Here is a 25,646-nt window from a genome sequence, read left to right as displayed (position 1 = left end):
CCACGGGGAGAGGGAGAACATCGTAGGCCGGGTAAGCGTTAGCGCCACCCGGCAATGCCCTTACAGCTTCGCAAACACCTTACGCGCCGCGTCGATGGTGTTATTGATATCTTCTTCGCTGTGCGCCACGGACATAAAGCCCGCTTCGAACGCGGACGGCGCCAGGTACACGCCTTCTTCCAGCATCAGGTGGAAGAAGCGCTTGAAGCGTTCAACGTCGCACTTCACCACGTCCTGATAGCTGGTCACGGTTTTCGCATCGGTGAAGAAAATCCCGAACATGCCGCCCACGTGGTTAACCACCAGAGGGATACCGGTCTCTTCTGCGGCTTCCAGCAGACCGTTTGCCAGCTGCGTGGTCAGGTCGGTCAGGGTTTCGTGAATGCCAGGCTGAGCCACTTCGGTCAGGCAGGCAAAGCCCGCAGCCATGGCGATAGGGTTACCGGAGAGCGTGCCCGCCTGGTAAACCGGACCGGTTGGTGCCAGGGCTTCCATCACGTCCTTACGCCCACCGAATGCACCGACCGGCATGCCGCCGCCGATGATTTTGCCGAGGCAGGTCAGGTCCGGCTCGACGCCGTAGTAAGACTGGGCACCCGCCAGCGCTACGCGGAAGCCGGTCATGACTTCATCAATGATCAGCAGCGCGCCGAACTCGTCGCACAGGGCGCGCAGGCCCGGCAGGAACTCAGGCTGCGGTGGGATGCAGTTCATGTTGCCCGCAACCGGCTCAACGATGATGCAGGCGATCTCCTGCGGATACTGCTCGAACGCCGCGCGAACGGTAGCAAGATCGTTGTAGGTGCAGGTCAGGGTGTGCTTCGCGAAATCCGCCGGTACGCCAGGCGAGTTTGGCTGGCCGAGCGTCAGCGCGCCGGAACCGGCTTTCACCAGCAGGCAGTCGGCGTGGCCGTGGTAGCAGCCTTCGAATTTGATGATTTTATCGCGACCGGTAAAACCGCGCGCCAGGCGGATGGCGCTCATGGTGGCTTCGGTGCCGGAGTTCACCATGCGCACCATGTCCATGGTGGGCACCAGTTCGGTCACCAGCTCCGCCATTTTCACTTCCATTTCGGTTGGCGCGCCGAAGCTCAGGCCGCGCTGGGCGGCTTCGATTACCGCGTTACGAATCGCCGGGTGGTTGTGCCCCAGCACCATCGGCCCCCAGGAACCCACATAATCGATATAGGCTTTGCCATCGACATCATACAGATACGCGCCGTCAGCACGTTCGATAAACAGCGGCGTACCGCCCACGCCGGTGAAGGCGCGCACGGGTGAGTTCACGCCACCCGGAATAAGCTCGCGGGCTGCACTGTAGAGGTTTTCAGACTTGCTCATGGCGTCGTTCCTGGTTCGTATAAAATGATTAAGCCCACTATTCTAAGTGATTCGGGGAAGGTTATGAAATTTTTAGCCCGGTAATGCTTTAAGATTTGTTAAGTAATTTTCAGGAGACGGTAGGGCAGTCTCTGGTAAAATCCTCGCGGCTTTTTGTATGACGAATAAGAACAGGACATGAAATCAGATTCTCCGTCTTTTGAAGAACAACAGTTTACGCGCGCCCAGCACCGAGTCAGTATTCGGCGGCTGCTCAATCGCGATAAAACGCCGCTGGCGATCCTGCTGGCCGCTGCCGTGGTGGGGACTCTCGCGGGGCTGATTGGCGTGGCGTTTGAAAAAGCGGTTAATGCCGTACTCAACTGGCGAGTGGGCACCGTGGCCGGTTTCGCCGACAGCGAATGGCTGGTCTGGGTTTGGGCATTCGGGCTGTCTGCGCTGTTTGCCATGGTGGGGTATTTTCTGGTGCGTAAATTCGCGCCGGAGGCGGGCGGGTCGGGCATCCCGGAAATTGAAGGTGCGCTGGAGGAGCTGCGTCCGGTGCGCTGGTGGCGGGTGATTCCGGTTAAATTCATCGGCGGCATGGGTACCCTGGGCGCGGGCATGGTGCTTGGCCGGGAAGGGCCCACGGTACAGCTGGGGGGGAACGTCGGCCGCATGGTGGGCGATCTGTTTCGGATGCGAAGCGCCGAAGCGCGCCATACGCTGCTGGCAACCGGCGCGGCGGCGGGGCTTTCCGCCGCGTTTAACGCGCCGCTGGCGGGCATTTTGTTCATTATCGAAGAGATGCGCGCGCAGTTTCGCTACAACCTGATCTCGATTAAAGCGGTGTTTACCGGCGTCATTATGTCGAGCATCGTGTTTCGCATCTTTAACGGCGAGGGCGCGGTTATTGAGGTGGGTAAACTGACCAACGCGCCGGTCAACACCCTGTGGCTTTACCTGATCCTCGGCATGATTTTTGGCGTGGTGGGACCGCTGTTTAACACTTTTATCCTGCGCGCTCAGGATATGTTCCAGCGCATTCACGGCGGCAACACCACGAAATGGGTGCTGATGGGCGGCCTGCTGGGCGGAATGTGTGGCGTACTCGGGTTTATTGAGCCGAATGCCGCAGGCGGTGGGTTCGGGCTGATTCCCATTGCGGCGGCGGGGAATTTCAGCGTGGGTCTGCTGCTGTTTATGTTTATTTCAAGAGTCATCACGACGGTGCTGTGCTTCTCCTCCGGCGCGCCCGGCGGGATTTTTGCCCCGATGCTGGCGCTAGGTACGCTGCTCGGCACCGCGTTTGGTATGGCGGCTGAAGCGGGGTTTCCCGCCTATCATCTTGACGCCGGGACCTTTGCCATCGCCGGAATGGGGGCGCTGCTGGCCGCGTCCCTGCGTGCGCCGTTGACCGGGATCGTGCTGGTGCTGGAGATGACGGACAATTACCAGCTCATTTTGCCAATGATCATTACCTGTCTCGGCGCGACACTATTGGCCCAGTTCCTGGGTGGAAAACCGCTATACTCCACCATCCTTGCGCGTACCCTGGCAAAACAAGAGGCTGAGCGGGCCGCCACGCAGAATACTTGAATGAATTACCAGGGTATTAGATAATGAGATAAAGAATTGGGTGAATTTTACCCAATAGCAGTATTCATGGGAGCATAAGATGAGTGATGACGTAGTAGCTGTACCGCTCGAATTTACCGAAGCAGCAGCCAAAAAAGTGAAAGTCCTGATTGCCGACGAAGACAATCCGGATCTGAAACTGCGTGTCTATATTACCGGTGGCGGCTGCAGCGGCTTCCAGTATGGTTTTACCTTTGACGATCAGGTTAACGATGGCGATATGACTATCGAGAAACAGGGCGTCGCGCTGGTGGTTGACCCGATGAGCCTGCAATATCTGGTGGGTGGTTCGGTGGATTACACCGAAGGTCTGGAAGGTTCGCGCTTTGTGGTCACTAACCCGAATGCGACAAGCACCTGCGGGTGTGGTTCTTCGTTCAGTATTTAAGAAGGTGCGGGCTGATGCCCTCACCCCGGCAAAACGCTAAAAACGGTAACCTGGTGGTTACCGTTTTGCATTTACCTGCCATTCTCATCCAGCGCAAACGTCGGCAGCTTCAGGTGCCAGCGTATCGCCGCTAAACGTATCACCAGCGTCACGACCATCCCCAGCATCGCGGCATTTTCCAGCGGGAGGGCAAAGGTGTAGTACGCGGTCGCGTGAACAATCCCGCCCACAATGCAGGCCGTTGCGTAAATTTCAGTACGCAGGATCATCGGCACTTCACGCGCCAGAATGTCGCGAATGATCCCACCGCCCACGCCGGTTAGTACGCCCATACAGATTGCCACCATTGGACCGGTACCCGCATTAAACGCCTTATTGACGCCAATACCGACAAACACGGCCAGACCGACGGCATCCAGTACCGGCAATATCCATTTTGGTAATCTGCGGGGCTGGCGAACCAGCACAATGGTTAACAGGCAGGTGACCATCGCGACCACCAGATCGGTAGGATCTTTCACCCAAAACACCGGGCCATTTGCCAGCGCCATATCGCGGATAGTCCCGCCGCCGACGGCGGTCACGACGCCAAGCACCAGCACGCCAAACGGATCCATGCGTAGTTTTCCGGCGAGCAGGACGCCGGAGATAGCAAAAACGGCTGTGCCAAGAATATCCAGCCAATAAACGAGCATCGTTAAATCCTCGAAAAGGGTCTTATGTTAATGACTCTCTGCCAGCGCGGCACAGAGCTGTTTTGCGGCGAGGATAATACGCGGGCTGGCGCGTTCAAACCAGTCGCTGTTGAGGGGTATTACCGGTATTTTTAGCTGCTTTTGCCAGAATTGCTCAATTTTGGGAATTTCACTCGCATTTCCGACCACGACGATGGCCTGCGGCTGGCGCGCCAGAACCTGTTCACGGCTGACCTGAGGCCACGGCACCCGGCTGGCAGCAAAGATATTTTCACCGCCACAGACTTCCAGCACCTGGTTCTGAATCGACCCTTTTCCGGTGGTGAACAGCGGCTGGCTGCCAAACTGCAGGAAGATGCGCTTTTTCACAGGGGTATCGTATCGGGATTTCAGCGCGGCATAGTCGCTCAGCATCTCTTTCGCCGCAGCCTCGGCTTTTTTGGGCGTAGGGCTATAGGGTGCCAGGGCGCGTAGCGCCTGAGCGACCTGCTCAATGCTGACGGCATCAATCCACATCACTTTTATGCCAAGCGAGGTGAGCTGGTTGACCTGCCGCTCGGCGTTGCCGCCGCGCCAGGCCAGCACGAGATCCGGTTTAAGCGCCACGATGCGCTCAAGGTTCATCCCCTGCCAGGTTGCCACTTGTTCAATATCCGCAGCTTGCGGTGGGTAATCCGAATAGCTACTCACGCCAACGGGCGTGATTCCGGCGGCAAACGCCAGTTCCGTATTCGCGGGAGAGAGCGTAATCACACGCGGTACAGCATAGAGCCACAGCGGTGCGAGAAGAAGCAGGGCGGCCAGCGCCCTGACGGTATGTTTAGCCACGTGCCAGATTCTGCACCAGGCGTTCCACCATCACGGTGGACTGTTTTGCCGCAACGGTCAGGAACTCGTCGAAGCTGATGTGGGACTGCTGGTCTGCCACGTCAGAGATGGCGCGAACCACCACGAACGGAACGCTGAAGTTATGGCAAACATGAGCGATCGCGGTCGCTTCCATCTCAACGGCCACCGCCTGAGGGAAGTTATGACGGATTTTCGCCAGCCCAACGGAGCCGTTGATGAAGGCATCACCGCTGACAATCAGACCGCGTACCGCGTTGAGGTTCAGTTCAGCAATGCAGGTCTCTGCCGCCGCAATCAGCTTGTCGTCCGCTTTAAAGCCAGCAGGGCAGCCCGGAAGCTGGCCGTACTCGTAACCGAACGCGGTGACGTCGGCATCGTGGTAACGCGCTTCGTCGGAGACAACGATATCACCCACTTTCAGCGTCGGCGCCAGGCCGCCCGCAGAGCCGGTATTCACGATCACGTCCGGCTTGCAGCGCTCAAGCAGCAGGGTTGCACCCAGCGCAGCAGCCACTTTACCGATGCCTGATTTCAGCAGAGCCACGTCAACGCCGTTCAGCTGGCCGGTGTAGATCTCACAACCACCAAGAGAGAGCGTCTGACGGTTCTCAATTTTGTCACGCAGCAGCGTAACTTCTTCTTCCATTGCACCAATAATGCCGATTTTCATAGATTTACTCGCGATGTGCCTTGTTAAGATGCATAGTCTATCATGCGGTTAAGGGGAAACGCATTCTCACGCGGGGGAGCACATGGCACCAATCGATTTTCGCACCAAAATTAACTGGCACCGACGTTTCCGTTCGCCGCAGGGCGACAAGAGCGAACATGAGATCCTGCGTATCTTCGAAAGCGATCGCGGGAGGATCATTAACTCGCCCGCTATCCGGCGCTTGCAGCAAAAGACCCAGGTGTTCCCGCTGGAGCGTAACGCCGCGGTGCGCACCCGTTTAACCCACTCCATGGAAGTGCAGCAGGTCGGGCGCTACATTGCCAAAGAAATTTTGAGCCGTCTCAAAGAGCAGCGTTTACTGGAAACCTATGGTCTGGATGAGCTGACGGGGCCCTTCGAGAGCATCGTTGAGATGGCCTGCCTGATGCATGACATCGGCAACCCGCCTTTCGGCCATTTTGGTGAGGCGGCGATCAACGACTGGTTTAAGCAGCGGCTTTATCCTACGGATGCGGTAAGCCAGCCCCTCAGCGATGACCGCTGCATCGTACGCGATTTACGCCTGCGTGAGGGTGAAGAGGGGCTGAACGATCTGCGTCGCAAAGTGCGCCAGGATTTGTGTCACTTCGAGGGCAACGCGCAGGGGATCCGGCTGGTCCATTCCCTGATGCGCATGAACCTGACCTGGGCGCAGGTCGGCTGCATTCTGAAATATACCCGCCCCGCGTGGTGGATGGGGGATACGCCCGCGTCCCACAGTTATTTAATGAAAAAACCGGGCTATTACCTTTCCGAAGAGGCCTATATTGAACGGCTACGTAAAGAACTTTCATTGACGCCAAACGGCCGCTTTCCATTGACCTGGATTATGGAAGCCGCCGATGATATTTCCTATTGCGTGGCCGATCTGGAAGATGCCGTTGAGAAAAGAATTTTCAGCGTCGAGGAGCTTTATCAGCATCTTCATGCGGCCTGGGGTGCCCATGAAAAAGGCTCGCTGTTTGCGCAGGTTGTCGAAAATGCCTGGGAAAAATCGCGCTCAAATACATTAAGCCGCAGTACGGAAGACCAGTTCTTTATGTATTTGCGGGTCAATACTTTAAATAAACTGGTGCCGTATGCGGCGTCGCGCTTTATTGATAATTTACCGCTCATCTTCAGCGGGGAATTCAACCACGCGCTGCTGGAAGATGACAGCAGCTTCAGTCAACTCCTTGAGCTTTATAAACATGTGGCGATGCTGCATGTATTTAGCCATCCGGATGTCGAGCAGCTGGAACTGCAGGGCTACCGGGTAATCAGTGGGTTACTGGAAATTTATTCCCCGTTGCTCCAGCTGTCGGTCGACGAGTTCAGCGAGCTGGTGGAACACGAGCGCGTGCGCAGAATACCTATCGAATCGCGGCTTTATCAGAAACTCTCTACCCGGCATCGTCTGGCGTATGTCGAAGCGATTGGCAAGCTTGATCGCCACTCTTCCCAATGGCCGGTGATGGAATATTATTATCGCTGCCGTCTTATCCAGGACTATATCAGCGGCATGACGGATTTGTATGCCTGGGATGAATACCGCAAGCTGATGGCAGTGGAATAATCCCGGAGTTTTGTAAAGACGGCCAATAAATTTTTACCTTTTCCATAAACTTATCGCCGGAACTAAGCGGTATAAAACGAATCTGAGTTACACAGCAATTTTGCGTTACCTGTAAATCGAGATTGAGAAACATGAAAAAAACCACATTAGCAATGAGTGCACTGGCTCTGAGTTTAGGTTTAGCGCTGTCTCCTCTGACTGCTACTGCAGCCGAGACCGCGTCGTCGGCAGCAACCGCGCAGCAGATGCCAAGCCTGGCACCGATGCTCGAAAAAGTGATGCCATCGGTGGTGAGTATTAACGTTGAGGGCAGTACGACCGTCAATACGCCGCGTATGCCGCGTAACTTCCAGCAGTTCTTCGGCGACAACTCGCCGTTCTGCCAGGACGGTTCGCCATTCCAGAGTTCACCGTTCTGTCAGGGCGGTGGTGCCGGGGATGACAGCCAGGGCGGCGGCCAGCAGCAGAAATTCATGGCGCTTGGCTCGGGTGTAATTATTGATGCGGCGAAAGGCTATGTGGTCACCAACAACCACGTTGTCGATAACGCTAACAGCATTAAGGTTCAGCTGAGCGATGGCCGCAAGTTCGATGCGAAAGTGGTGGGTAAAGACCCGCGCTCCGACATCGCGCTGATCCAGATCCAGGATCCGAAAAACCTGACGGCGATTAAAATTGCTGACTCCGACGCGCTGCGCGTGGGCGACTATACCGTGGCGATCGGTAACCCGTTCGGTCTGGGTGAAACCGTGACATCCGGTATCGTCTCAGCGCTGGGTCGTAGCGGCCTGAACGCGGAAAACTACGAAAACTTCATCCAGACGGATGCGGCGATCAACCGCGGTAACTCTGGCGGTGCGCTGGTGAACCTGAACGGTGAGCTGATCGGTATCAACACCGCGATCCTGGCACCGGACGGCGGCAACATCGGGATCGGCTTTGCTATCCCAAGCAACATGGTGAAAAACCTGACCGCGCAGATGGTGCAGTATGGCCAGGTGAAACGCGGCGAGCTGGGTATCCTCGGGACTGAGCTGAACTCCGAACTGGCCAAGGCGATGAAAGTTGACGCCCAGCGCGGGGCATTCGTCAGCCAGGTGATGCCGAATTCCTCCGCGGCGAAAGCGGGCATTAAAGCGGGGGATGTGATCACCTCCCTGAACGGTAAGCCGATCAGCAGCTTTGCCGCCCTGCGTGCCGAAGTGGGCTCAATGCCGATTGGCAGCAAAGTGACCCTCGGCCTGCTGCGCGACGGTAAGCCGGTTAACGTGAGCCTGGAGCTGCAGCAGAGCAGCCAGAATCAGGTGGATTCCAGCACCATCTTCAGCGGCATTGAAGGTGCCGAGATGAGCAATAAAGGCGCAAACAAAGGCGTGGTGGTGAACAACGTGAAAGCGAATTCACCGGCAGCCCGTATCGGCCTGAAAAAAGGCGATGTGATCATGGGCGCTAACCAGCAGCCGGTGAAAAATATCGCTGAACTGCGCAAGATCCTCGACAGCAAGCCTTCCGTGCTGGCGCTGAATATCCAGCGTGGTGATACCTCGCTTTATCTGCTGATGCAGTAATCCTCTAAAGCCCCTGTTCGCAGGGGCTTTCTCTTTTCTGTGATTCTTGCCACAACTCCATACTTCTCCCTCTCTCTTTGTGCATTCGCACAATGCAGCCGTCGCTGAACTTCCCTATGCTTGAGCTCTGCTCACGGGAGGGTTCTATGGCTGGCTGGCATCTTGATACCAAAATGGCGCAGGATATCGTGGCGCGCACCATGCGCATCATTGATACCAATATCAACGTGATGGATGCCCGCGGGCGCATTATTGGCAGCGGCGATCGCGAGCGTATTGGGGAATTGCACGAAGGGGCGCTGCTGGTGCTTTCCCAGGGGCGGGTCGTGGATATCGACGATGCGGTAGCGAAACATCTGCACGGCGTCCGTCAGGGCATCAATTTACCGCTGCGCCTTGAAGGCGAGATTGTGGGGGTAATCGGCCTGACCGGCGAGCCCGAGTCACTGCGAAAATACGGCGAGCTGGTCTGTATGACGGCAGAGATGATGCTGGAGCAGTCGCGCCTGATGCACCTGCTCGCTCAGGACAGCCGCCTGCGTGAAGAGCTGGTGATGAATCTTATTCAGGCGGAAGAGCATACGCCTGCGCTCAGCGAATGGGCGCAGCGTCTGGGGATCGATCTGAACCAGCCGCGCGTGGTGGCGGTCATTGAGGTCGATAGCGGCCAGCTTGGCGTAGACAGCGCGATGGCCGAACTGCAGCAGCTGCAAAATGCGCTGGCGACGCCGGAGCGCGATAACCTGGTGGCGATCGTTTCTCTGACGGAAATGGTGGTGCTCAAACCGGCGCTTAATGCGTTCGGCCGCTGGGATGCGGAAGATCATCGTCGTCGCGTGGAGCTGCTTATCTCCCGGATGAAGGAGAATGGTCAGCTGCGTTTTCGCGTTGCGCTGGGCAACTACTTTACCGGGCCGGGCAGTATCGCCCGCTCCTGGCGTACCGCGCGCACCACCATGATGGTGGGCAAGCAGCGGATGCCGGAGAGCCGCAGTTATTTCTATCAGGATTTGATGCTGCCGGTGCTGCTCGACAGCCTGCGCGGAGGCTGGCAGGCCAATGAGCTGGCGCGGCCATTAGCGCGTCTGAAAGCCATGGACAACAACGGCCTGCTGCGCCGGACGCTGCAGGCGTGGTTCCGCCATAACGTGCAGCCGCTGGCGACCTCGAAGGCGCTGTTTATTCACCGCAATACTCTGGAGTATCGGTTAAACCGGATTTCGGAGCTGACGGGGCTGGACCTGGGGAATTTCGACGACAGGCTGCTGCTGTATGTGGCGCTGCAGCTGGACGAGCAGAGATGACTGAGTGCGGTCTGGTGCCCTCACCCCATCCCTCTTCCACGGGGAGAGGGCGCAAACACTAAAAACGGCAATCAAGGATTGCCGTTTTGCTTTTATTTCCGCGTTAATTTCTCAAGATCCGCTTCAATCTCGCTGATCTTATTCGTTACCACGCTTTCAAGGTGACGCAGATCGTCAAGGATCTTACGCTTGAGATCGACTTCGGTGCGGTCGCGCTGGCAGATCTGATCGAGTTCATCGATCACATAGCGCAGGTTAGGGCTGATTTCCTGTACTTCTTTGTATCCCTGTCCTACACCGTCAGCGACAACGGTCTTACGCTGGCGTGGATATTTAAACTTCACGCTTTTGGCGAAAAACTCTCCTTTGTCCTTGTGAAAATAGATTTTCAGAATATCGTTATTGGCTTCCTGACGGAGGCTGTAACGATCAATTTCATCAGGATTGGTAATGCCCAGACTTTTCAGATTATCGTACATAGCGGTACCCTTGATCTCAACATAACCTTTGAATAATTAACGAAAAAATCTATTTTCGCCACCCTCAGATATAAAAAAAGCGGGGTTGCCCCCGCTTTTTGTTATACCCGATTAATCGATGGTGCGCAGCAATTCGTTGATGCCCACTTTACCGCGCGTTTTCGCATCCACCTTCTTCACGATAACCGCACAGTACAGGCTGTATTTGCCATCTTTTGACGGCAGGTTGCCGGAAACCACCACGGAGCCCGCCGGAACGCGACCGTAGTGAACTTCGCCGGTTTCACGGTCGTAAATACGGGTGCTCTGACCGATGTAAACGCCCATGGAGATCACGGAGCCTTCTTCAACGATCACGCCTTCAACCACTTCAGAGCGCGCGCCGATGAAGCAGTTGTCTTCGATGATGGTCGGGTTGGCCTGCAGTGGCTCCAGAACACCACCGATGCCCACGCCGCCGGACAGGTGAACGTTTTTACCGATCTGCGCGCATGAACCGACCGTCGCCCAGGTGTCAACCATGGTGCCTTCGTCAACGTAGGCACCGATGTTCACGTAGGATGGCATCAGCACGGTGTTGCGCGCGATGAATGCGCCCTGACGCACTGCCGCAGGCGGAACCACGCGGAAGCCTTCTTTCTGGAAACGCGCTTCGTCGTAGTCAGCGAATTTCATAGGGACTTTATCGAAGTAGCGGCTTTCAGCTCCGTCGATAACCTGGTTATCGTTGATACGGAAAGAGAGCAGCACGGCTTTCTTCAGCCATTGATGAGTGACCCACTGACCGTCGATTTTTTCTGCCACGCGCAGCGCGCCGGAATCCAGAAGGGAAATCACCTGGTTTACCGCTTCACGGGTCACGGTATCCACATTTGCCGGGGTAATGTCGGCGCGACGCTCAAAAGCGGACTCAATAACGTTCTGTAACTGCTGCATTGTTTACTCTTTCCATTTCACTAAAAAACATATCACCCTTTATCGTTTGGATTGAGGGCTGCTGTCAACCGTTGTTGCACTTCAAGCTGCAGGTCATTATTAAGGGCACGCCGGTCCGCCGTCGCGATTATAAATAAATCTTCTACTCGCTCGCCAATCGTTGTAATTCGGGCCCCATGGAGCGAAATTCCCAGATCGGCAAAAACCTGGCCGACGCGGGCGAGCAGCCCCGGCTGGTCGAGCGCGATCAGCTCCAGGAACGATTTACGGTCGGTGTGGGTCGGCAGGAAATTGACCTCGGTATCGACGGTGAAGTGGCGCAGTTTCGCCGGCTGGCGACGCGGCTGCGGGGGCTGCCAGCTGCGCTGGGTAATCGCCTGTTCCAGACCAAAACGTATCCCTTCATGCCTGTCCGACGAGAGCGGGCTGCCGTCCGGCTCAAGCACGATAAAGGTATCCATCGCCATACCGTCGCGGGTAGTGAAAATCTGCGCGTCGTGTACGCTCAGGTTACGCCTGTCCAGCTCGGCGCAGACCGCAGCAAACAGATAAGGCCGGTCAGGGCTCCAGATGAAAATCTCCGTCCCGCCGCGGGTGGCCTGCGGGCTCAGGAGGATCATCGGCTGGGACAGATCGTGCTTCAGCAGGTGCCGCGCGTGCCACGCAAGCTGGTTTGGGCTGTGGCGGACAAAATAGTTGGCGCGGCAGCGGGCCCAAATCTGATGCAGCGCCTCTTCATCAATGTTGTCCATCCGCAGCAGCGCCAGCGCCTGCAGCTGGTGATGACGCACGCGCTCGCGCATGTCCGGGGTGTTTTGCATCCCGCGACGCAGCTGTTTTTCGGTAGCGAAGTACAGCTCGCGCAGCAGGCTCTGCTTCCAGCTGTTCCACAGCGTTTCGTTGGTGGCGCAGATATCGGCCACCGTCAGGCAGACCAGATAGCGCAGACGGTTTTCCGTCTGAACCACTTCCGCGAACTGCTTGATCACCTCAGGATCCTGAATGTCACGACGCTGTGCGGTGACCGACATCAGCAGGTGATGGCGTACCAGCCAGGCCACCAGCTGCGTTTCACGCGAGTTCAGACCGTGCAGCTCGGCAAATTTCAGCACGTCCTGCGCGCCCAGCACCGAATGGTCACCGCCGCGACCTTTGGCGATATCGTGGAACAGGGCGGCAATCAGGATCAGTTCCGGATGGGTCAGGCGCGGCCACAGCTCCACGCACAGCGGGTGGCGGGAGCGCGTCTCTTCTTTCGCAAAGCTTTCCAGCTTGAGCATCACCCGGATCGTGTGTTCATCCACCGTGTAGGCGTGGAACAGATCGAACTGCATTTGCCCGACAATGTGCGACCACTGCGGCATATAGGCCCACAGCACGCTGTGGCGGTGCATCGGCAGCAGCCCGCGGCTGACGGCACCCGGATGGCGGAGCATGCTCAGGAACAGCGAGCGCGCTTCCGGGATATAGCACAGCGGCTGCGTCAGATGACGGCGCGCATGGCGCAGATGGCGCAGGGTGGTGGAGTAGATCCCGGTGATGGTGCTGTTGCGCACCATGGTATAGAACATCCGCAGAATCGCTTCCGGCTCGCGGATAAACAGCGTTTCGTCGCGCAGATCGATAAGCGTGCCGCGCAGCTGGAATTCGTCATCAATCGGGCGCGGTTTCTCATCCGCCGTCAGGGCCAGAATGGCCTCGTCGAACAGCTGCAACAGCATCTGGTTCAGCTCGGTCACCCGGCGGGTGACGCGGAAGAAATCCTTCATCATGTGTTCAACCGGCTCGTTGCCTTCGCCCTGATAATTCAGGCGCTGCGCCACGCTGAGCTGGCGGTCAAACAGCAGACGGTTATCGTAGCGGGTGACTTCCAGATGCAGGGCAAATCGGATGCGCCACAGCAGATGCAGGCACTCGTTAAGCTCGTTACGCTCTGCCTCGGTTAAGAAGCCGAAGCCGACCATCTCGTCCATCGAGGTGGCACCAAAATGGCGGCGGGCGACCCACTGCAGGGTGTGGATGTCGCGCAGGCCGCCGGGGCTGCTTTTTATATCGGGCTCAAGATTATAGCTGGTGCCGTGATAGCGCTGGTGGCGCTGGTTTTGCTCCTCGACCTTCGCGGCGAAGAACTTTTCTGACGGCCAGAAGCCGTCGCTGAAGATGTGCTTTTGCAGCTCCAGAAACAGCGCGACGTCGCCAATCAGGAGGCGAGTTTCAATCAGGTTGGTGGCGACGGTCAGGTCCGATAACCCTTCCAGCAGACACTCTTCCAGGGTGCGCACGCTGTGGCCGACCTCCAGCTTCACGTCCCAGAGCAGCGTCAGCAGTTCGCCAATTTTTTGCGCCTGTTCGTCCGGCAGCTTTTTGCGGCTTAAGATCAGCAGATCGATATCGGAAAGCGGATGCAGCTCGCCGCGGCCATAGCCCCCGACGGCAACCAGCGCAACATCACTGATTTGCCCAAACCCGTAATCGATCCACAGGCGCTGCAGCAGCTGGTCGATAAATTCGGTGCGCGCTTCAATGAGCTGCTCGGCCGACACGCCCGCGTCGAACGCGCTGCCCAGCCAGCGATGGAAAACATCCATATGGGCTTTAATATGCGCGCAGGTCAGCTCGTGCGACGGCCAGACGCCCGGGTTATCGGGCTGGTCGGGAAGGGTGGGAAGTGCTGTGTTAGCATACTGTTCGGGTAAAAGATTACTCATCGTGCGCCACCCATAAGAAAAAGCTATAGCCATTAAAAAAGCCGGCATTTGCCGGCTTTTTTATCATTCATCGTGCGTCAGTATCGCCGGGATGGTGTCATCCTTGCGCAACGTCATAATTTCGCAGCCGTTGTCTGTTACCACAATAGTATGCTCGTACTGCGCAGACAAGCTTCTGTCTTTGGTTTTCACCGTCCAGCCGTCTTTCATGGTACGGATGCGATAATCACCCGCGTTGACCATCGGCTCAATGGTAAAGGTCATGCCTTTTTGCAGCACCACGCCGCCGTCATCTGCATCATAGTGCAGGACCTGCGGTTCTTCATGGAAGACGCGACCAATGCCGTGACCGCAGTACTCGCGCACCACGGAGAAACCTTCTGCTTCCACAAACTTCTGGATTGCCGCACCGATGGTACGCAGGCGAATACCCGGTTTAACCATTTTCAGCGCCAGGTAGAGGCTCTCTTGCGTCACTTTACACAGACGCTCGCCGAGAATAGTCGGCTTGCCAACGATGAACATTTTTGAGGTGTCACCGTGGTACTCGTCTTTAATGACGGTCACGTCGATGTTGACGATGTCGCCATCTTTCAGCAGTTTTTCATCGTCCGGGATGCCGTGGCAAACCACTTCATTAATAGAGATGCAGACGGATTTCGGGAAACCGTGGTAGCCGAGGCAGGCGGAAACCGCGTGCTGCTCGTTCACGATATAGTCGTTACAGATACGATCCAGTTCACCGGTGCTGACGCCCGGCTTCACGAACGGTTCGATCATTTCCAGCACTTCCGCGGCCAGACGACCGGCGACGCGCATCTTTTCAATTTCTTCAGGTGTCTTAATAGAGATAGCCATGTAATCTGTCCATCGGTGTCGATTTTTTCGACAATACTAGTCTAAGTGTCGTCAATGGTATCAGTCAGGCACACCCCGTGCCAAATTGAGAATCATTAACAGCACACTCCGCCAACAACTGTTGGTTTCTGGTCGTGTTTTGTGGTATAAAGCGCGCCGGACTTCCGATCCATTTCATATACACAGAATGGACGGAGGCGACAAATCTCACTTTGTGTAACAACACACACGTATCGGCACATATTCCGGGGTGCCCTTCGGGGTCGGTAATATGGGATACGTGGAGGCATAACCCCAACTTTCAATATAGAGGTTTTAAACATGGCAACTGTTTCCATGCGCGACATGCTCAAGGCTGGTGTTCACTTTGGTCACCAGACCCGTTACTGGAACCCGAAAATGAAGCCTTTCATCTTCGGCGCACGTAACAAAGTTCACATCATCAACCTTGAGAAAACTGTACCAATGTTCAACGAAGCCCTGGCTGAGCTGAACAAGATCTCTTCCCGTAAAGGTAAGATTCTGTTCGTTGGTACTAAGCGCGCTGCAAGCGAAGCTGTGAAAGATGCTGCTAACAGCTGCGACCAGTTCTTCGTGAACCATCGCTGGTTGGGCGGCATGCTGACCAACTGGAAAACTGTTCGTCAGTCCATCAAACGCCTGAAAGATCTGGAAACCCAGTCTCAGGACGGTACTTTCGACAAGCTGACTAAGAAAGAAGCGCTGATGCGCACTCGTGAACTGGACAAGCTGGAAAACAGCCTGGGCGGTATCAAAGATATGGGCGGCCTGCCAGACGCGCTGTTCGTAATCGATGCAGACCACGAGCACATCGCAATCAAAGAAGCTAACAACCTGGGTATCCCGGTATTCGCTATCGTTGATACCAACTCCGATCCGGACGGTGTTGACTTCGTTATCCCGGGTAACGACGACGCAATCCGTGCTGTTAGCCTGTACCTGAGCGCTGTAGCTGCTACCGTTCGTGAAGGCCGTTCCCAGGATCTGGCTTCTCAGGCGGAAGAAAGCTTCGTAGAAGCTGAATAATAAGGTTTTACCCCTTATTAGTACCGTGTATGAATAGGGGCCCATTACCGGCCCCTTTTTTCAATTTACACTGTTTGGCCCCCGGCCGGGCAGTTCACATCTCCCGAGGATTTAAGAATGGCTGAAATTACCGCATCCCTGGTAAAAGAGCTGCGCGAGCGTACTGGCGCAGGCATGATGGATTGCAAAAAAGCGCTGACTGAAGCGAACGGCGACATCGAGCTGGCAATCGAAAACATGCGTAAATCCGGTGCGATCAAAGCAGCTAAAAAAGCAGGCAACGTTGCTGCTGACGGCGTGATCATCACTAAGATCGACGGCAACTACGGCATCATTCTGGAAGTTAACTGCCAGACTGACTTTGTTGCTAAAGATGGCGGTTTCCAGGCATTTGCTAACAAAGTTCTGGACGCAGCTGTTGCTGGTAAAATCACTGACGTTGAAGTTCTGAAAGCACAGTTCGAAGAAGAACGTGTTGCGCTGGTTGCTAAAATCGGTGAGAACATCAACATCCGTCGCGTATCCTCTCTGGAAGGCGACGTTCTGGGCTCTTACCAGCACGGTGCACGTATCGGTGTTCTGGTTGCGGCTAAAGGCGCTGACGAAGAGCTGGTTAAACAGCTGGCTATGCACATCGCTGCAAGCAAACCAGAATTCGTTAAGCCAGAAGACGTGTCTGCTGAAGTGGTAGAGAAAGAGTACCAGGTTCAGCTGGACATCGCGATGCAGTCTGGTAAGCCAAAAGAAATCGCAGAGAAAATGGTTGAAGGCCGCATGAAGAAATTCACCGGCGAAGTTTCTCTGACTGGCCAGCCATTCGTAATGGACCCAAGCAAGTCTGTTGCTCAGCTGCTGAAAGAGCACAACGCTGACGTAACTGGCTTCATCCGCTTCGAAGTGGGCGAAGGCATCGAGAAAGTTGAGACTGACTTCGCAGCAGAAGTTGCTGCAATGTCCAAGCAGTCTTAATGATTGAAAAGGAGCCGCCTGAGGGCGGCTTCTTTTTGTCACCCGTCACAGGAAATCAGACAGGCTCCAGTATCGCTGTGCTGATTTGCGGCATATCATGTCGCCAGAATTAACCCCCATCTTAATCGTTGACAGTCTCAGGAAAGAAACATGGCTACCAATGCAAAACCCGTGTACAAACGCATTCTGCTTAAGCTGAGTGGCGAAGCGCTGCAGGGATCGGAAGGCTTCGGTATTGACGCAAGCATCCTTGATCGCATGGCACAGGAAATCAAAGAACTGGTCGAACTGGGTATCCAGGTTGGCGTGGTCATTGGCGGTGGCAACCTTTTCCGTGGTGCTGGTCTGGCGAAAGCGGGGATGAACCGCGTTGTGGGCGACCACATGGGTATGCTGGCAACCGTCATGAATGGCCTGGCAATGCGTGATGCACTGCACCGCGCCTATGTGAATGCCCGCCTGATGTCCGCGATTCCGCTGAATGGCGTTTGCGATAATTACAGCTGGGCAGAAGCCATCAGCCTGCTGCGCAACAACCGCGTGGTGATCCTCTCCGCCGGTACGGGTAACCCGTTCTTTACAACCGATTCCGCTGCCTGCCTGCGCGGTATCGAGATCGAAGCCGATGTGGTACTGAAAGCGACCAAAGTAGACGGTGTGTTTACTGCCGACCCGGCAAAAGATCCTTCTGCCACCATGTACGATCAGCTGAGCTACAACGAAGTGCTGGATAAAGAGCTGAAAGTGATGGATCTTGCCGCCTTCACGCTGGCTCGCGACCACAAACTGCCGATCCGTGTCTTCAACATGAACAAGCCTGGCGCACTGCGTCGCGTGGTCATGGGCGAAAAAGAAGGCACTTTGATCACGGAATAATTTCCGTTGACGACAAATACAGGTAAGATTCCGCTTTATTTTGTAGTGGTATCTTACCCGGGCGCGCCTTTGGCGTTGTCATGAATTAAACGCGACTATACTTAGCACACCTGTAGCGCTGTGCTGGCGGATAGTCTGCCTGAGACAAGTTTTCAAGGATTCGTAACGTGATTAACGACATCAGAAAAGATGCTGAAGTACGCATGGAAAAATGCGTAGAAGCGTTCAAAACCCAAATCAGCAAAATCCGTACTGGCCGTGCTTCCCCAAGCCTGCTGGATGGTATCATCGTAGAATACTACGGTACGCCAACCCCTCTGCGTCAGCTGGCGAGCGTAACGGTAGAAGATACCCGTACGCTGAAAATCAACGTGTTCGATCGTTCTATGAGCCCGGCCGTTGAGAAAGCGATCATGGCCTCTGACCTCGGACTGAACCCAAGCTCTGCGGGCGCTGACATCCGCGTTCCGCTGCCTCCACTGACGGAAGAGCGTCGTAAAGATCTGATCAAAGTGGTTCGTGGCGAAGCTGAGCAGGGTCGTGTATCCGTGCGTAACGTCCGTCGCGACGCGAACGATAAAGTAAAAGCGCTGCTGAAAGAAAAAGAGATCAGTGAAGATGACGATCGTCGTTCTCAGGACGACATTCAGAAAATGACAGACGCTGCCATCAAGAAAATTGATGCGGCGCTGGCAGATAAAGAAGCGGAACTGATGCAGTTCTGATTTCTGTCGTACACTGATAAACGCCGTTCAGAGGGACTTCGGGTCTTGCTGGCGGCGTTTTGCTTTTATCTGGTCTAACTTTTTTCGGGCATCTCATGAAGCATTTAACACTCCTCGGCTCAACCGGCTCTATCGGTTGCAGCACTCTCGACGTTGTTCGCCATAATCCTGAACTTTACACCGTGACAGCGCTGGTGGCCGGTAAGAATGTGCAGCGAATGGTCGAGCAGTGCCTGGAGTTTGCGCCCCGCTATGCGGTGATGGATGACGAAGAGAGCGCGCGTCTGCTGAAAGCACAGCTGCGTGAACAGGGCAGCCGAACCGAGGTGCTGAGTGGCCAGCAGGCGGCCTGCCAGATGGCGGCGCTGGATGAGGTGGATCAGGTGATGGCGGCTATCGTCGGGGCGGCAGGATTATTGCCCACGCTTGCCGCGATTGATGCCGGTAAGGATGTTCTGCTGGCCAACAAAGAGTCGCTGGTCACCTGCGGACGTCTGTTTATGGACGCGGTGAAGCAGCGCGGCGCGCGTCTTTTGCCAGTCGACAGCGAGCACAACGCGATTTTTCAGAGTTTACCGCAACCTTTTCAACAGAACCTGGGGTACGCTGACCTGGAGCAGAATGGCGTAGTGTCTATTCTGCTTACCGGGTCTGGTGGCCCGTTCCGTGAAACGCCACTGTCTGAACTGCGCGCCATGACGCCGGATCAGGCGTGCCGTCATCCGAACTGGTCGATGGGGCGTAAAATCTCCGTTGACTCAGCCACCATGATGAACAAAGGTCTGGAATACATTGAAGCGCGCTGGCTGTTTAATGCGTCAGCGAAACAGATGGAAGTACTGATTCACCCGCAATCGGTGATTCACTCGATGGTGCGTTATCAGGATGGCAGCGTGCTGGCACAGCTGGGCGAGCCGGATATGCGTACGCCGATTGCCCATTCAATGGCGTGGCCAAATCGAGTGAAATCCGGCGTGAAGCCGCTTGATTTCTGCAAGCTAAGTTCCCTGACGTTCAGTGAACCAGACTACGACCGCTATCCATGTCTGAAGCTTGCGATGAATGCCTTTGACCAGGGGCAGGCGGCGACGACGGCACTTAATGCAGCCAATGAAATTACCGTTGAAGCATTTCTGAATCAGCAAATTCGTTTTACCGATATCGCGTCGTTAAATTTATCGGTACTGGAGATGATGGATTTGCGCGAACCACAAAGCGTGGAAGAGGTGCTGGCGGTGGATGCAGCTGCGCGTAATATTGCGCGCCAACAGGTGACACGTCTCGCAAGCTGGTGATAAAGCAAGCACTAGTCGTCGTGCTATTTGTTAGCGTTGGGCTTCAGTGATATAGTCTGCGCCACCTGATCGCAGGTATTTGACTTAATGTGGTCAGGTGAGCCGTGGTTTGACACGGCTTTTTTATGTATAGGCTTCAGTATTCCTGAGTACCGTTAAATCCTTTTCAGGGACAAAAAACGCGTTATGTTGTCTGCGAATCAACCAATAAGCGAAAATTTGCCAGCTCATGGCTGCCGTCATGTAGCAATCATTATGGATGGCAATGGCCGCTGGGCGAAAAGACAAGGGAAGATACGAGCCTTTGGGCATAAAGCGGGGGCGAAATCCGTTCGTCGCGCCGTTTCTTTTGCCGCCAACAACGGCATTGATGCGTTAACGCTCTATGCTTTTAGCAGTGAAAACTGGAATCGACCTCTGCAGGAAGTGACTGCGTTGATGGAATTGTTTGTGTGGGCGCTAGACAGCGAAGTAAAAAGCCTGCACCGCCACAACGTCCGCCTGCGTATCATTGGCGATACCAGTCGTTTTAACTCACGTTTGCAGGAACGGATTCGCAAAGCAGAAGCGCTGACGGAAAATAACACCGGTCTGACGCTGAATATTGCGGCGAATTACGGCGGACGCTGGGATATTATCCAGGGCGTTCGGCATCTGGCCGAACAGGTTCAGGAAGGGCTGTTGAGACCCGACCAAATTGATGAAGAGGCGCTGAGCAAGCAAATCTGCATGAATGAACAGGCGCCTGTGGATTTGGTAATTAGGACAGGGGGGGAACATCGCATAAGTAACTTTTTGATATGGCAAATTGCCTATGCTGAACTTTACTTTACGGATGTTCTTTGGCCCGATTTTGATGAACAAGACTTTGAAGGTGCGCTGCATGCCTTTGCCAATCGAGAGCGTCGTTTCGGCGGCACCGAGCCTGGTGGCGACAAAGCCTGATGGGGGTAGCTTTTGCTGAAGTATCGCCTGATTTCCGCTTTTGTATTAATACCCATTGTCATTGCGGCGCTGTTTTTACTGCCCCCGGTGGGATTCGCTATTGTCACGCTGGTGGTGTGCATGCTCGCCGCGTGGGAATGGGGACAGTTTAGCGGCTTTACCTCGCGCACTCAGCGAGTATGGCTTGCGGTACTTTGTGGCTTTATCCTGGCCATAATGCTGTTTACGCTGCCTGAATATCACCATGATATTCATCAGCCTCTGGTTGCCGGTTCCTTGTGGATATCGTTGGCCTGGTGGGTTGCCGCGCTGTTGCTGGTTCTTTTTTATCCAGGCTCCGCGGCACTGTGGCGCAATTCAAAAGTGCTGCGACTGATTTTTGGTTTGCTCACAATTATTCCTTTTTTCTGGGGTATGGTTGCGCTGCGAGCCTGGCACTACGACGAAAACCACTACAGCGGTGCGATCTGGCTGCTTTATGTGATGATTCTGGTCTGGGGGGCTGACTCCGGGGCCTATATGTTTGGTAAACTGTTTGGCAAACATAAGCTGGCACCGAAGGTTTCCCCGGGCAAAACCTGGCAAGGATTCATCGGCGGCCTGTTTACGGCAGCGATCATCTCCTGGGGCTACGGCGTCTGGGCGAATCTTGAAGTGGCACCGTCAATACTGCTGGTGTGCTCGATTTTTGCTGCGCTTGCCTCCGTGCTCGGTGATTTAACCGAAAGTATGTTTAAGCGTGAAGCAGGGATTAAGGACAGCGGACACCTGATTCCAGGGCATGGCGGTATACTGGATCGCATTGATAGCCTGACAGCGGCTGTTCCAGTGTTTGCGTGTTTGCTTTTACTGGTATTCGGGACGATTTAACGGAAGGTTTTATGCTGAGCATTCTCTGGAATCTGGCGGCGTTCATTGTTGCACTGGGTGTACTGATTACCGTGCATGAATTTGGCCATTTCTGGGTTGCTCGCCGCTGTGGCGTGCGCGTAGAGCGGTTTTCCATCGGTTTTGGTAAATCACTCTGGACGCGCACCGACCGTCACGGCACGGAATTTGTCATCGCCCTTATCCCGCTGGGCGGCTACGTCAAAATGCTCGACGAACGCGTCGAGCCTGTCGCTCCTGAGCTGCGACACAGCGCATTCAACAATAAAACCGTTGGACAACGCGCTGCCATCATTGCTGCCGGACCGGTAGCCAACTTCATCTTTGCGATTTTCGCTTACTGGCTGGTGTTTATCATCGGCGTCCCTGGCGTGCGTCCGGTGGTGGGTGAAATTGCCCCCAACTCCATCGCGGCGAGTGCGCAAATTGCATCCGGGATGGAACTTAAAGCGATTGATGGCATCGAAACCCCTGATTGGGATGCCGTGCGACTGCAGCTGGTAGCTAAAATCGGCGATCCGCAGACCACCATCAGCGTATCGCCGTTTGGTTCAGATACGCGTCAGGACAAAGTACTCGATTTACGTCACTGGCGTTTCGAGCCAGACAAAGAAGATCCCGTCGCTGCGCTGGGCATTCGTCCACGCGGCGCGCAGATCGAGCCGGTATTGGCCGAAGTACAGGCAAATTCGGCGGCGAGCAAAGCGGGTTTGCAAGCGGGCGACAGGATCGTTAAAGTCGATGGTCAACCATTAACAGAGTGGATGACCTTTGTTACTCTGGTGCGCGATAATCCGGGAACGTCTCTCGCGCTGGAAGTTGAAAGGCAAGGCAGTCCGCTTTCGCTGACGCTGATCCCGGATACGAAGTCGGTCGGCAAAAAGGCAGAAGGGTTCGCAGGCGTTGTGCCAAAAGTGATCCCGCTGCCAGATGAGTACAAGACAATACGCCAGTATGGGCCGTTCAGCGCCATCCTTGAAGCCACGGATAAAACATGGCAACTGATGAAGCTGACGGTCAACATGTTGGGGAAATTGATAACCGGTGATGTGAAACTGAACAACCTCAGTGGGCCAATTTCGATTGCTCAGGGGGCTGGGATGTCAGCGGAATTCGGGGGGATTTACTATCTCATGTTCCTCGCGCTCATTAGCGTGAACCTTGGGATAATCAACCTGTTCCCGCTTCCCGTTTTAGACGGGGGTCATCTGCTGTTTTTGGCGATTGAAAAGCTAAAAGGCGGACCGGTATCCGAGCGAGTTCAAGACTTTAGTTATCGCATTGGCTCGATTTTGCTGGTGCTGTTAATGGGGCTTGCACTTTTCAATGATTTCTCTCGGTTGTAAGAGAGTGTTAGGAAGAACGCATAATAACGATGGCGATGAAAAAGTTGCTCATAGCGTCGCTGCTGTTTAGCAGCGCCACCGTATACGGTGCTGACGGGTTCGTAGTGAAAGACATTCATTTCGAAGGCCTCCAGCGTGTCGCCGTTGGTGCGGCCCTCCTCAGTATGCCTGTACGCCCCGGCGATACGGTTAATGATGATGATATCAGTAACACCATCCGTGCTCTGTTTGCCACCGGCAACTTTGAGGACGTTCGCGTCCTGCGCGATGGTGATACGCTGCTGGTACAGGTAAAAGAACGTCCAACGATTGCCAGTATCACTTTCTCCGGTAACAAATCGGTGAAAGATGACATGCTCAAGCAGAACCTTGAAGCATCCGGTGTTCGTGTGGGTGAATCCCTGGACCGCACAACCCTTTCAGACATTGAAAAAGGTCTGGAAGACTTCTACTACAGCGTCGGTAAATACAGTGCCAGCGTGAAAGCGGTTGTCACTCCGCTGCCGCGCAACCGTGTTGATCTGAAGCTGGTCTTCCAGGAAGGTGTTTCTGCGAAGATCCAGCAGATCAACATTGTCGGCAACCACGCGTTCAGCACCGACGAACTGATCTCCACCTTCCAGCTGCGCGATGAAGTGCCATGGTGGAACGTGGTAGGCGATCGTAAATACCAGAAACAGAAACTGGCGGGCGACCTTGAAACCCTGCGCAGCTACTATCTCGACCGTGGCTATGCGCGTTTCAACATCGACTCGACTCAGGTAAGCCTGACGCCGGACAAGAAAGGGATCTACATTACGGTCAACATCACTGAAGGCGAGCAGTACAAGCTTTCGGGTGTTGAGGTGAGTGGTAACCTTGCGGGGCATTCTGCTGAAATCGAGTCGCTGACCAAAATTCAGCCAGGCGACCTGTATAGCGGTTCCAAGGTAACCAAAATGGAAGACAGCATTAAGAAGCTGCTCGGCCGCTATGGTTATGCCTATCCGCGCGTACAGACTCAGCCGGAAATCAACGATGCGGATAAAACCGTTAAGCTGCACGTGAATGTTGATGCGGGCAACCGTTTCTATGTGCGTAAGATCCGCTTCGTCGGTAACGACACCTCCAAAGATTCCGTTCTGCGCCGCGAAATGCGTCAGATGGAAGGCGCATGGTTGGGTAGCGATCTCGTTGATCAGGGTAAAGAGCGTCTGAACCGTCTGGGCTATTTTGAAACGGTGGATACCGATACCCAGCGCGTACCGGGCAGCCCGGATCAGGTTGATGTCGTTTATAAAGTGAAAGAGCGCAACACCGGTAGCTTCAACTTCGGTGTGGGCTACGGTACTGAAAGCGGCGTTAGCTTCCAGGTCGGCGTGCAGCAGGATAACTGGCTGGGTACGGGTTACTCTGTCGGTATTAACGGCACCAAAAACGACTACCAGACCTACTCTGAGTTCTCTGTGACTAACCCATACTTCACCGTAGACGGTGTGAGCCTGGGCGGTCGTATCTTCTATAACGACTTTAAAGCAGACGACGCGGACCTGTCTTCTTACACCAACAAGAGTTACGGTGTAGACGGAACGCTTGGCTTCCCGGTTAACGAATACAACACCCTGCGTGCGGGCTTAGGTTACGTGCATAACGACCTGTCCAACATGCAACCGCAGGTGGCGATGTGGCGTTATCTGGACTCTATCGGCCAGTCAACCAGCAAAAATGGGCATGACAATGGCTTCGCGGCGGATGACTTCACCTTTAACTACGGCTGGACCTATAACCGTCTCGACCGTGGTTACTTCCCAACGGAAGGTTCTCGCGTCAACCTGAACGGTAAAGTGACCGTGCCGGGTTCCGATAACGAGTTCTATAAGGTCACGCTGGATACCGCATCCTACTTCCCGATCGATGACGATCATAAGTGGGTGGTTCTGGGTCGTACCCGTTGGGGCTATGGCGATGGTCTGGGTGGCAAAGAACTGCCGTTCTATGAAAACTTCTATGCGGGTGGCTCCAGCACCGTTCGTGGTTTCCAGTCCAACAACATTGGTCCGAAAGCGGTTTACTACGGCGGGAACGACAAAGATAACTGTAATAAGACTTCCTCTTCCGAAGTCTGTAGCTCCAATGACGCGGTGGGCGGTAACGCCATGGCCGTTGCCAGCCTGGAGTTCATTACGCCAACGCCGTTTATCAGTGATAAATACGCAAACTCGGTCCGTACGTCCTTCTTCTGGGATGCGGGTACCGTGTGGGATACCAACTGGCAGAATACTGCCCAGATGCGCGCTGAAGGCATTCCTGACTACAGCGATCCGAGCAATATTCGCATGTCTGCCGGTATCGCATTACAATGGATGTCACCGCTGGGGCCGTTGGTCTTCTCTTACGCCCAGCCGTTTAAGAAATACGATGGAGACAAAGCGGAGCAATTCCAGTTTAACATTGGTAAAACCTGGTAATAATCCGCTGCAAAGGAATGCGTTGGCAGTGTAGCGCTGACAACTGGCGATCGGTAACACGGTCGCCTTGCCACGCAAAGAACGGTACCTTCTGGTGC

General features: G+C 55.0%; 22 protein-coding genes. 14 read left to right on the top strand and 8 right to left on the bottom strand.

Annotation, left to right across the window (positions count from 1 at the left end):
• Nucleotides 1–60: 60 nt before the first annotated feature.
• Complete coding sequence (gene hemL / locus KIF87_RS15145; protein ID WP_213329168.1) at nt 61–1,341, bottom strand: glutamate-1-semialdehyde 2,1-aminomutase; 1,281 nt, start codon at nt 1,339–1,341, stop codon at nt 61–63.
• Nucleotides 1,342–1,518: 177 nt separating this feature from the next.
• Between hemL and clcA the strand changes: the two genes are divergently transcribed.
• Both clcA and erpA read left to right on the top strand, forming a co-directional pair.
• Complete coding sequence (clcA, locus tag KIF87_RS15140; RefSeq protein WP_213329166.1) at nt 1,519–2,919, top strand: H(+)/Cl(-) exchange transporter ClcA; 1,401 nt, start codon at nt 1,519–1,521, stop codon at nt 2,917–2,919.
• A gap of 79 nt (nt 2,920–2,998) precedes the next feature.
• Nucleotides 2,999–3,346, top strand: a complete 348-nt coding sequence (erpA, locus tag KIF87_RS15135) for an iron-sulfur cluster insertion protein ErpA (RefSeq protein ID WP_063145182.1) — start codon at nt 2,999–3,001, stop codon at nt 3,344–3,346.
• A gap of 71 nt (nt 3,347–3,417) precedes the next feature.
• Here erpA and KIF87_RS15130 read toward each other — a convergent pair whose 3' ends face one another.
• From KIF87_RS15130 to mtnN, 3 genes are read right to left on the bottom strand one after another with little or no spacing between them, the layout of a single operon-like run.
• Nucleotides 3,418–4,041 carry a TRIC cation channel family protein gene (locus KIF87_RS15130; RefSeq protein ID WP_023334566.1) on the bottom strand — a complete coding sequence of 208 codons (624 nt, stop codon included), beginning with the start codon at nt 4,039–4,041 and terminating at the stop codon, nt 3,418–3,420.
• Between the two features lie 27 nt (nt 4,042–4,068).
• Complete coding sequence (btuF, locus tag KIF87_RS15125) at nt 4,069–4,869, bottom strand: vitamin B12 ABC transporter substrate-binding protein BtuF (protein WP_213329164.1); 801 nt, start codon at nt 4,867–4,869, stop codon at nt 4,069–4,071.
• Nucleotides 4,862–5,560: a 5'-methylthioadenosine/S-adenosylhomocysteine nucleosidase gene (mtnN, locus tag KIF87_RS15120; protein ID WP_014882620.1), complete on the bottom strand. Its 699-nt coding sequence runs from the start codon at nt 5,558–5,560 to the stop codon at nt 4,862–4,864. Before mtnN ends, btuF begins: the two co-directional genes overlap by 8 nt.
• A gap of 82 nt (nt 5,561–5,642) precedes the next feature.
• Here mtnN and dgt point away from each other — a divergent pair, with 82 nt between their 5' ends.
• The 3 genes from dgt (at nt 5,643) to cdaR (ending at nt 10,029) form a co-directional block, all read left to right on the top strand.
• Nucleotides 5,643–7,157: a dGTPase gene (gene dgt, locus KIF87_RS15115; RefSeq protein ID WP_213329162.1), complete on the top strand. Its 1,515-nt coding sequence runs from the start codon at nt 5,643–5,645 to the stop codon at nt 7,155–7,157.
• A 131-nt stretch (nt 7,158–7,288) separates the two neighbouring features.
• Nucleotides 7,289–8,725, top strand: coding sequence for a serine endoprotease DegP (gene degP / locus KIF87_RS15110; RefSeq protein ID WP_213329161.1), 1,437 nt, complete (start codon nt 7,289–7,291; stop codon nt 8,723–8,725).
• Between the two features lie 146 nt (nt 8,726–8,871).
• Entirely contained in the window at nt 8,872–10,029 is a 1,158-nt protein-coding gene (cdaR, locus tag KIF87_RS15105; protein WP_023334570.1) for a DNA-binding transcriptional regulator CdaR, read from the top strand.
• Nucleotides 10,030–10,121: 92 nt separating this feature from the next.
• Here cdaR and KIF87_RS15100 read toward each other — a convergent pair whose 3' ends face one another.
• From KIF87_RS15100 to map, 4 genes are all read right to left on the bottom strand, one after another.
• Entirely contained in the window at nt 10,122–10,508 is a 387-nt protein-coding gene (locus KIF87_RS15100; protein WP_014168696.1) for a DUF3461 family protein, read from the bottom strand.
• A gap of 111 nt (nt 10,509–10,619) precedes the next feature.
• The gene (gene dapD, locus KIF87_RS15095) at nt 10,620–11,444 is read right to left on the bottom strand and encodes a 2,3,4,5-tetrahydropyridine-2,6-dicarboxylate N-succinyltransferase (protein WP_039030312.1); all 825 of its coding nucleotides are present in this window, start codon (nt 11,442–11,444) and stop codon (nt 10,620–10,622) included.
• Nucleotides 11,445–11,476: 32 nt separating this feature from the next.
• Nucleotides 11,477–14,152: a bifunctional uridylyltransferase/uridylyl-removing protein GlnD gene (gene glnD / locus KIF87_RS15090; protein ID WP_121425061.1), complete on the bottom strand. Its 2,676-nt coding sequence runs from the start codon at nt 14,150–14,152 to the stop codon at nt 11,477–11,479.
• A gap of 63 nt (nt 14,153–14,215) precedes the next feature.
• Nucleotides 14,216–15,010 carry a type I methionyl aminopeptidase gene (gene map, locus KIF87_RS15085; RefSeq protein ID WP_023310454.1) on the bottom strand — a complete coding sequence of 265 codons (795 nt, stop codon included), beginning with the start codon at nt 15,008–15,010 and terminating at the stop codon, nt 14,216–14,218.
• A gap of 321 nt (nt 15,011–15,331) precedes the next feature.
• Between map and rpsB the strand changes: the two genes are divergently transcribed.
• The 9 genes from rpsB to bamA all read left to right on the top strand — a co-directional run bounded on the left by rpsB (nt 15,332) and on the right by bamA (nt 25,548).
• Entirely contained in the window at nt 15,332–16,057 is a 726-nt protein-coding gene (gene rpsB / locus KIF87_RS15080) for a 30S ribosomal protein S2 (RefSeq protein ID WP_003856207.1), read from the top strand.
• A 117-nt stretch (nt 16,058–16,174) separates the two neighbouring features.
• Nucleotides 16,175–17,026: a translation elongation factor Ts gene (gene tsf / locus KIF87_RS15075; protein ID WP_014882627.1), complete on the top strand. Its 852-nt coding sequence runs from the start codon at nt 16,175–16,177 to the stop codon at nt 17,024–17,026.
• A gap of 150 nt (nt 17,027–17,176) precedes the next feature.
• Complete coding sequence (gene pyrH, locus KIF87_RS15070) at nt 17,177–17,902, top strand: UMP kinase (RefSeq protein ID WP_047346409.1); 726 nt, start codon at nt 17,177–17,179, stop codon at nt 17,900–17,902.
• Nucleotides 17,903–18,069: 167 nt separating this feature from the next.
• A complete protein-coding gene (gene frr, locus KIF87_RS15065; protein WP_023334573.1) occupies nt 18,070–18,627 on the top strand; it encodes a ribosome recycling factor in 558 nt (185 codons plus the stop codon).
• 95 nt (nt 18,628–18,722) lie between these two features.
• Nucleotides 18,723–19,922 carry a 1-deoxy-D-xylulose-5-phosphate reductoisomerase gene (ispC, locus tag KIF87_RS15060; RefSeq protein WP_121425062.1) on the top strand — a complete coding sequence of 400 codons (1,200 nt, stop codon included), beginning with the start codon at nt 18,723–18,725 and terminating at the stop codon, nt 19,920–19,922.
• A 186-nt stretch (nt 19,923–20,108) separates the two neighbouring features.
• Nucleotides 20,109–20,867 carry a (2E,6E)-farnesyl-diphosphate-specific ditrans,polycis-undecaprenyl-diphosphate synthase gene (ispU, locus tag KIF87_RS15055; RefSeq protein WP_024907522.1) on the top strand — a complete coding sequence of 253 codons (759 nt, stop codon included), beginning with the start codon at nt 20,109–20,111 and terminating at the stop codon, nt 20,865–20,867.
• Between the two features lie 12 nt (nt 20,868–20,879).
• A complete protein-coding gene (gene cdsA / locus KIF87_RS15050) occupies nt 20,880–21,737 on the top strand; it encodes a phosphatidate cytidylyltransferase (RefSeq protein WP_023310457.1) in 858 nt (285 codons plus the stop codon).
• A gap of 11 nt (nt 21,738–21,748) precedes the next feature.
• Complete coding sequence (rseP, locus tag KIF87_RS15045) at nt 21,749–23,101, top strand: sigma E protease regulator RseP (RefSeq protein ID WP_213329159.1); 1,353 nt, start codon at nt 21,749–21,751, stop codon at nt 23,099–23,101.
• A 29-nt stretch (nt 23,102–23,130) separates the two neighbouring features.
• Nucleotides 23,131–25,548, top strand: a complete 2,418-nt coding sequence (bamA, locus tag KIF87_RS15040; protein ID WP_213329157.1) for an outer membrane protein assembly factor BamA — start codon at nt 23,131–23,133, stop codon at nt 25,546–25,548.
• Nucleotides 25,549–25,646 lie beyond the last annotated feature (98 nt).

Origin of the sequence: Enterobacter sp. 120016, from assembly GCF_018383635.1 — a bacterium.
Lineage (GTDB): Bacteria > Pseudomonadota > Gammaproteobacteria > Enterobacterales > Enterobacteriaceae > Enterobacter > Enterobacter asburiae_D.
This window is presented reverse-complemented; position numbering and strand designations above follow the sequence as displayed.

Excerpts from the sequence above, each read along its gene's own strand:
- KIF87_RS15130 (WP_023334566.1), bottom strand. The coding sequence starts at position 4,041 with ATGCTCGTTTATTGGCTGGATATTCTTGGCACAGCCGTTTTTGCTATC.
- ispC (WP_121425062.1), top strand. The coding sequence starts at position 18,723 with ATGAAGCATTTAACACTCCTCGGCTCAACCGGCTCTATCGGTTGCAGC.
- clcA (WP_213329166.1), top strand. The coding sequence starts at position 1,519 with ATGAAATCAGATTCTCCGTCTTTTGAAGAACAACAGTTTACGCGCGCC.
- dapD (WP_039030312.1), bottom strand. The coding sequence starts at position 11,444 with ATGCAGCAGTTACAGAACGTTATTGAGTCCGCTTTTGAGCGTCGCGCC.
- degP (WP_213329161.1), top strand. The coding sequence starts at position 7,289 with ATGAAAAAAACCACATTAGCAATGAGTGCACTGGCTCTGAGTTTAGGT.
- rpsB (WP_003856207.1), top strand. The coding sequence starts at position 15,332 with ATGGCAACTGTTTCCATGCGCGACATGCTCAAGGCTGGTGTTCACTTT.
- bamA (WP_213329157.1), top strand. The coding sequence starts at position 23,131 with ATGGCGATGAAAAAGTTGCTCATAGCGTCGCTGCTGTTTAGCAGCGCC.
- ispU (WP_024907522.1), top strand. The coding sequence starts at position 20,109 with ATGTTGTCTGCGAATCAACCAATAAGCGAAAATTTGCCAGCTCATGGC.
- mtnN (WP_014882620.1), bottom strand. The coding sequence starts at position 5,560 with ATGAAAATCGGCATTATTGGTGCAATGGAAGAAGAAGTTACGCTGCTG.
- pyrH (WP_047346409.1), top strand. The coding sequence starts at position 17,177 with ATGGCTACCAATGCAAAACCCGTGTACAAACGCATTCTGCTTAAGCTG.
- rseP (WP_213329159.1), top strand. The coding sequence starts at position 21,749 with ATGCTGAGCATTCTCTGGAATCTGGCGGCGTTCATTGTTGCACTGGGT.
- KIF87_RS15100 (WP_014168696.1), bottom strand. The coding sequence starts at position 10,508 with ATGTACGATAATCTGAAAAGTCTGGGCATTACCAATCCTGATGAAATT.
- glnD (WP_121425061.1), bottom strand. The coding sequence starts at position 14,152 with ATGAGTAATCTTTTACCCGAACAGTATGCTAACACAGCACTTCCCACC.
- dgt (WP_213329162.1), top strand. The coding sequence starts at position 5,643 with ATGGCACCAATCGATTTTCGCACCAAAATTAACTGGCACCGACGTTTC.
- cdaR (WP_023334570.1), top strand. The coding sequence starts at position 8,872 with ATGGCTGGCTGGCATCTTGATACCAAAATGGCGCAGGATATCGTGGCG.
- erpA (WP_063145182.1), top strand. The coding sequence starts at position 2,999 with ATGAGTGATGACGTAGTAGCTGTACCGCTCGAATTTACCGAAGCAGCA.
- map (WP_023310454.1), bottom strand. The coding sequence starts at position 15,010 with ATGGCTATCTCTATTAAGACACCTGAAGAAATTGAAAAGATGCGCGTC.
- hemL (WP_213329168.1), bottom strand. The coding sequence starts at position 1,341 with ATGAGCAAGTCTGAAAACCTCTACAGTGCAGCCCGCGAGCTTATTCCG.
- tsf (WP_014882627.1), top strand. The coding sequence starts at position 16,175 with ATGGCTGAAATTACCGCATCCCTGGTAAAAGAGCTGCGCGAGCGTACT.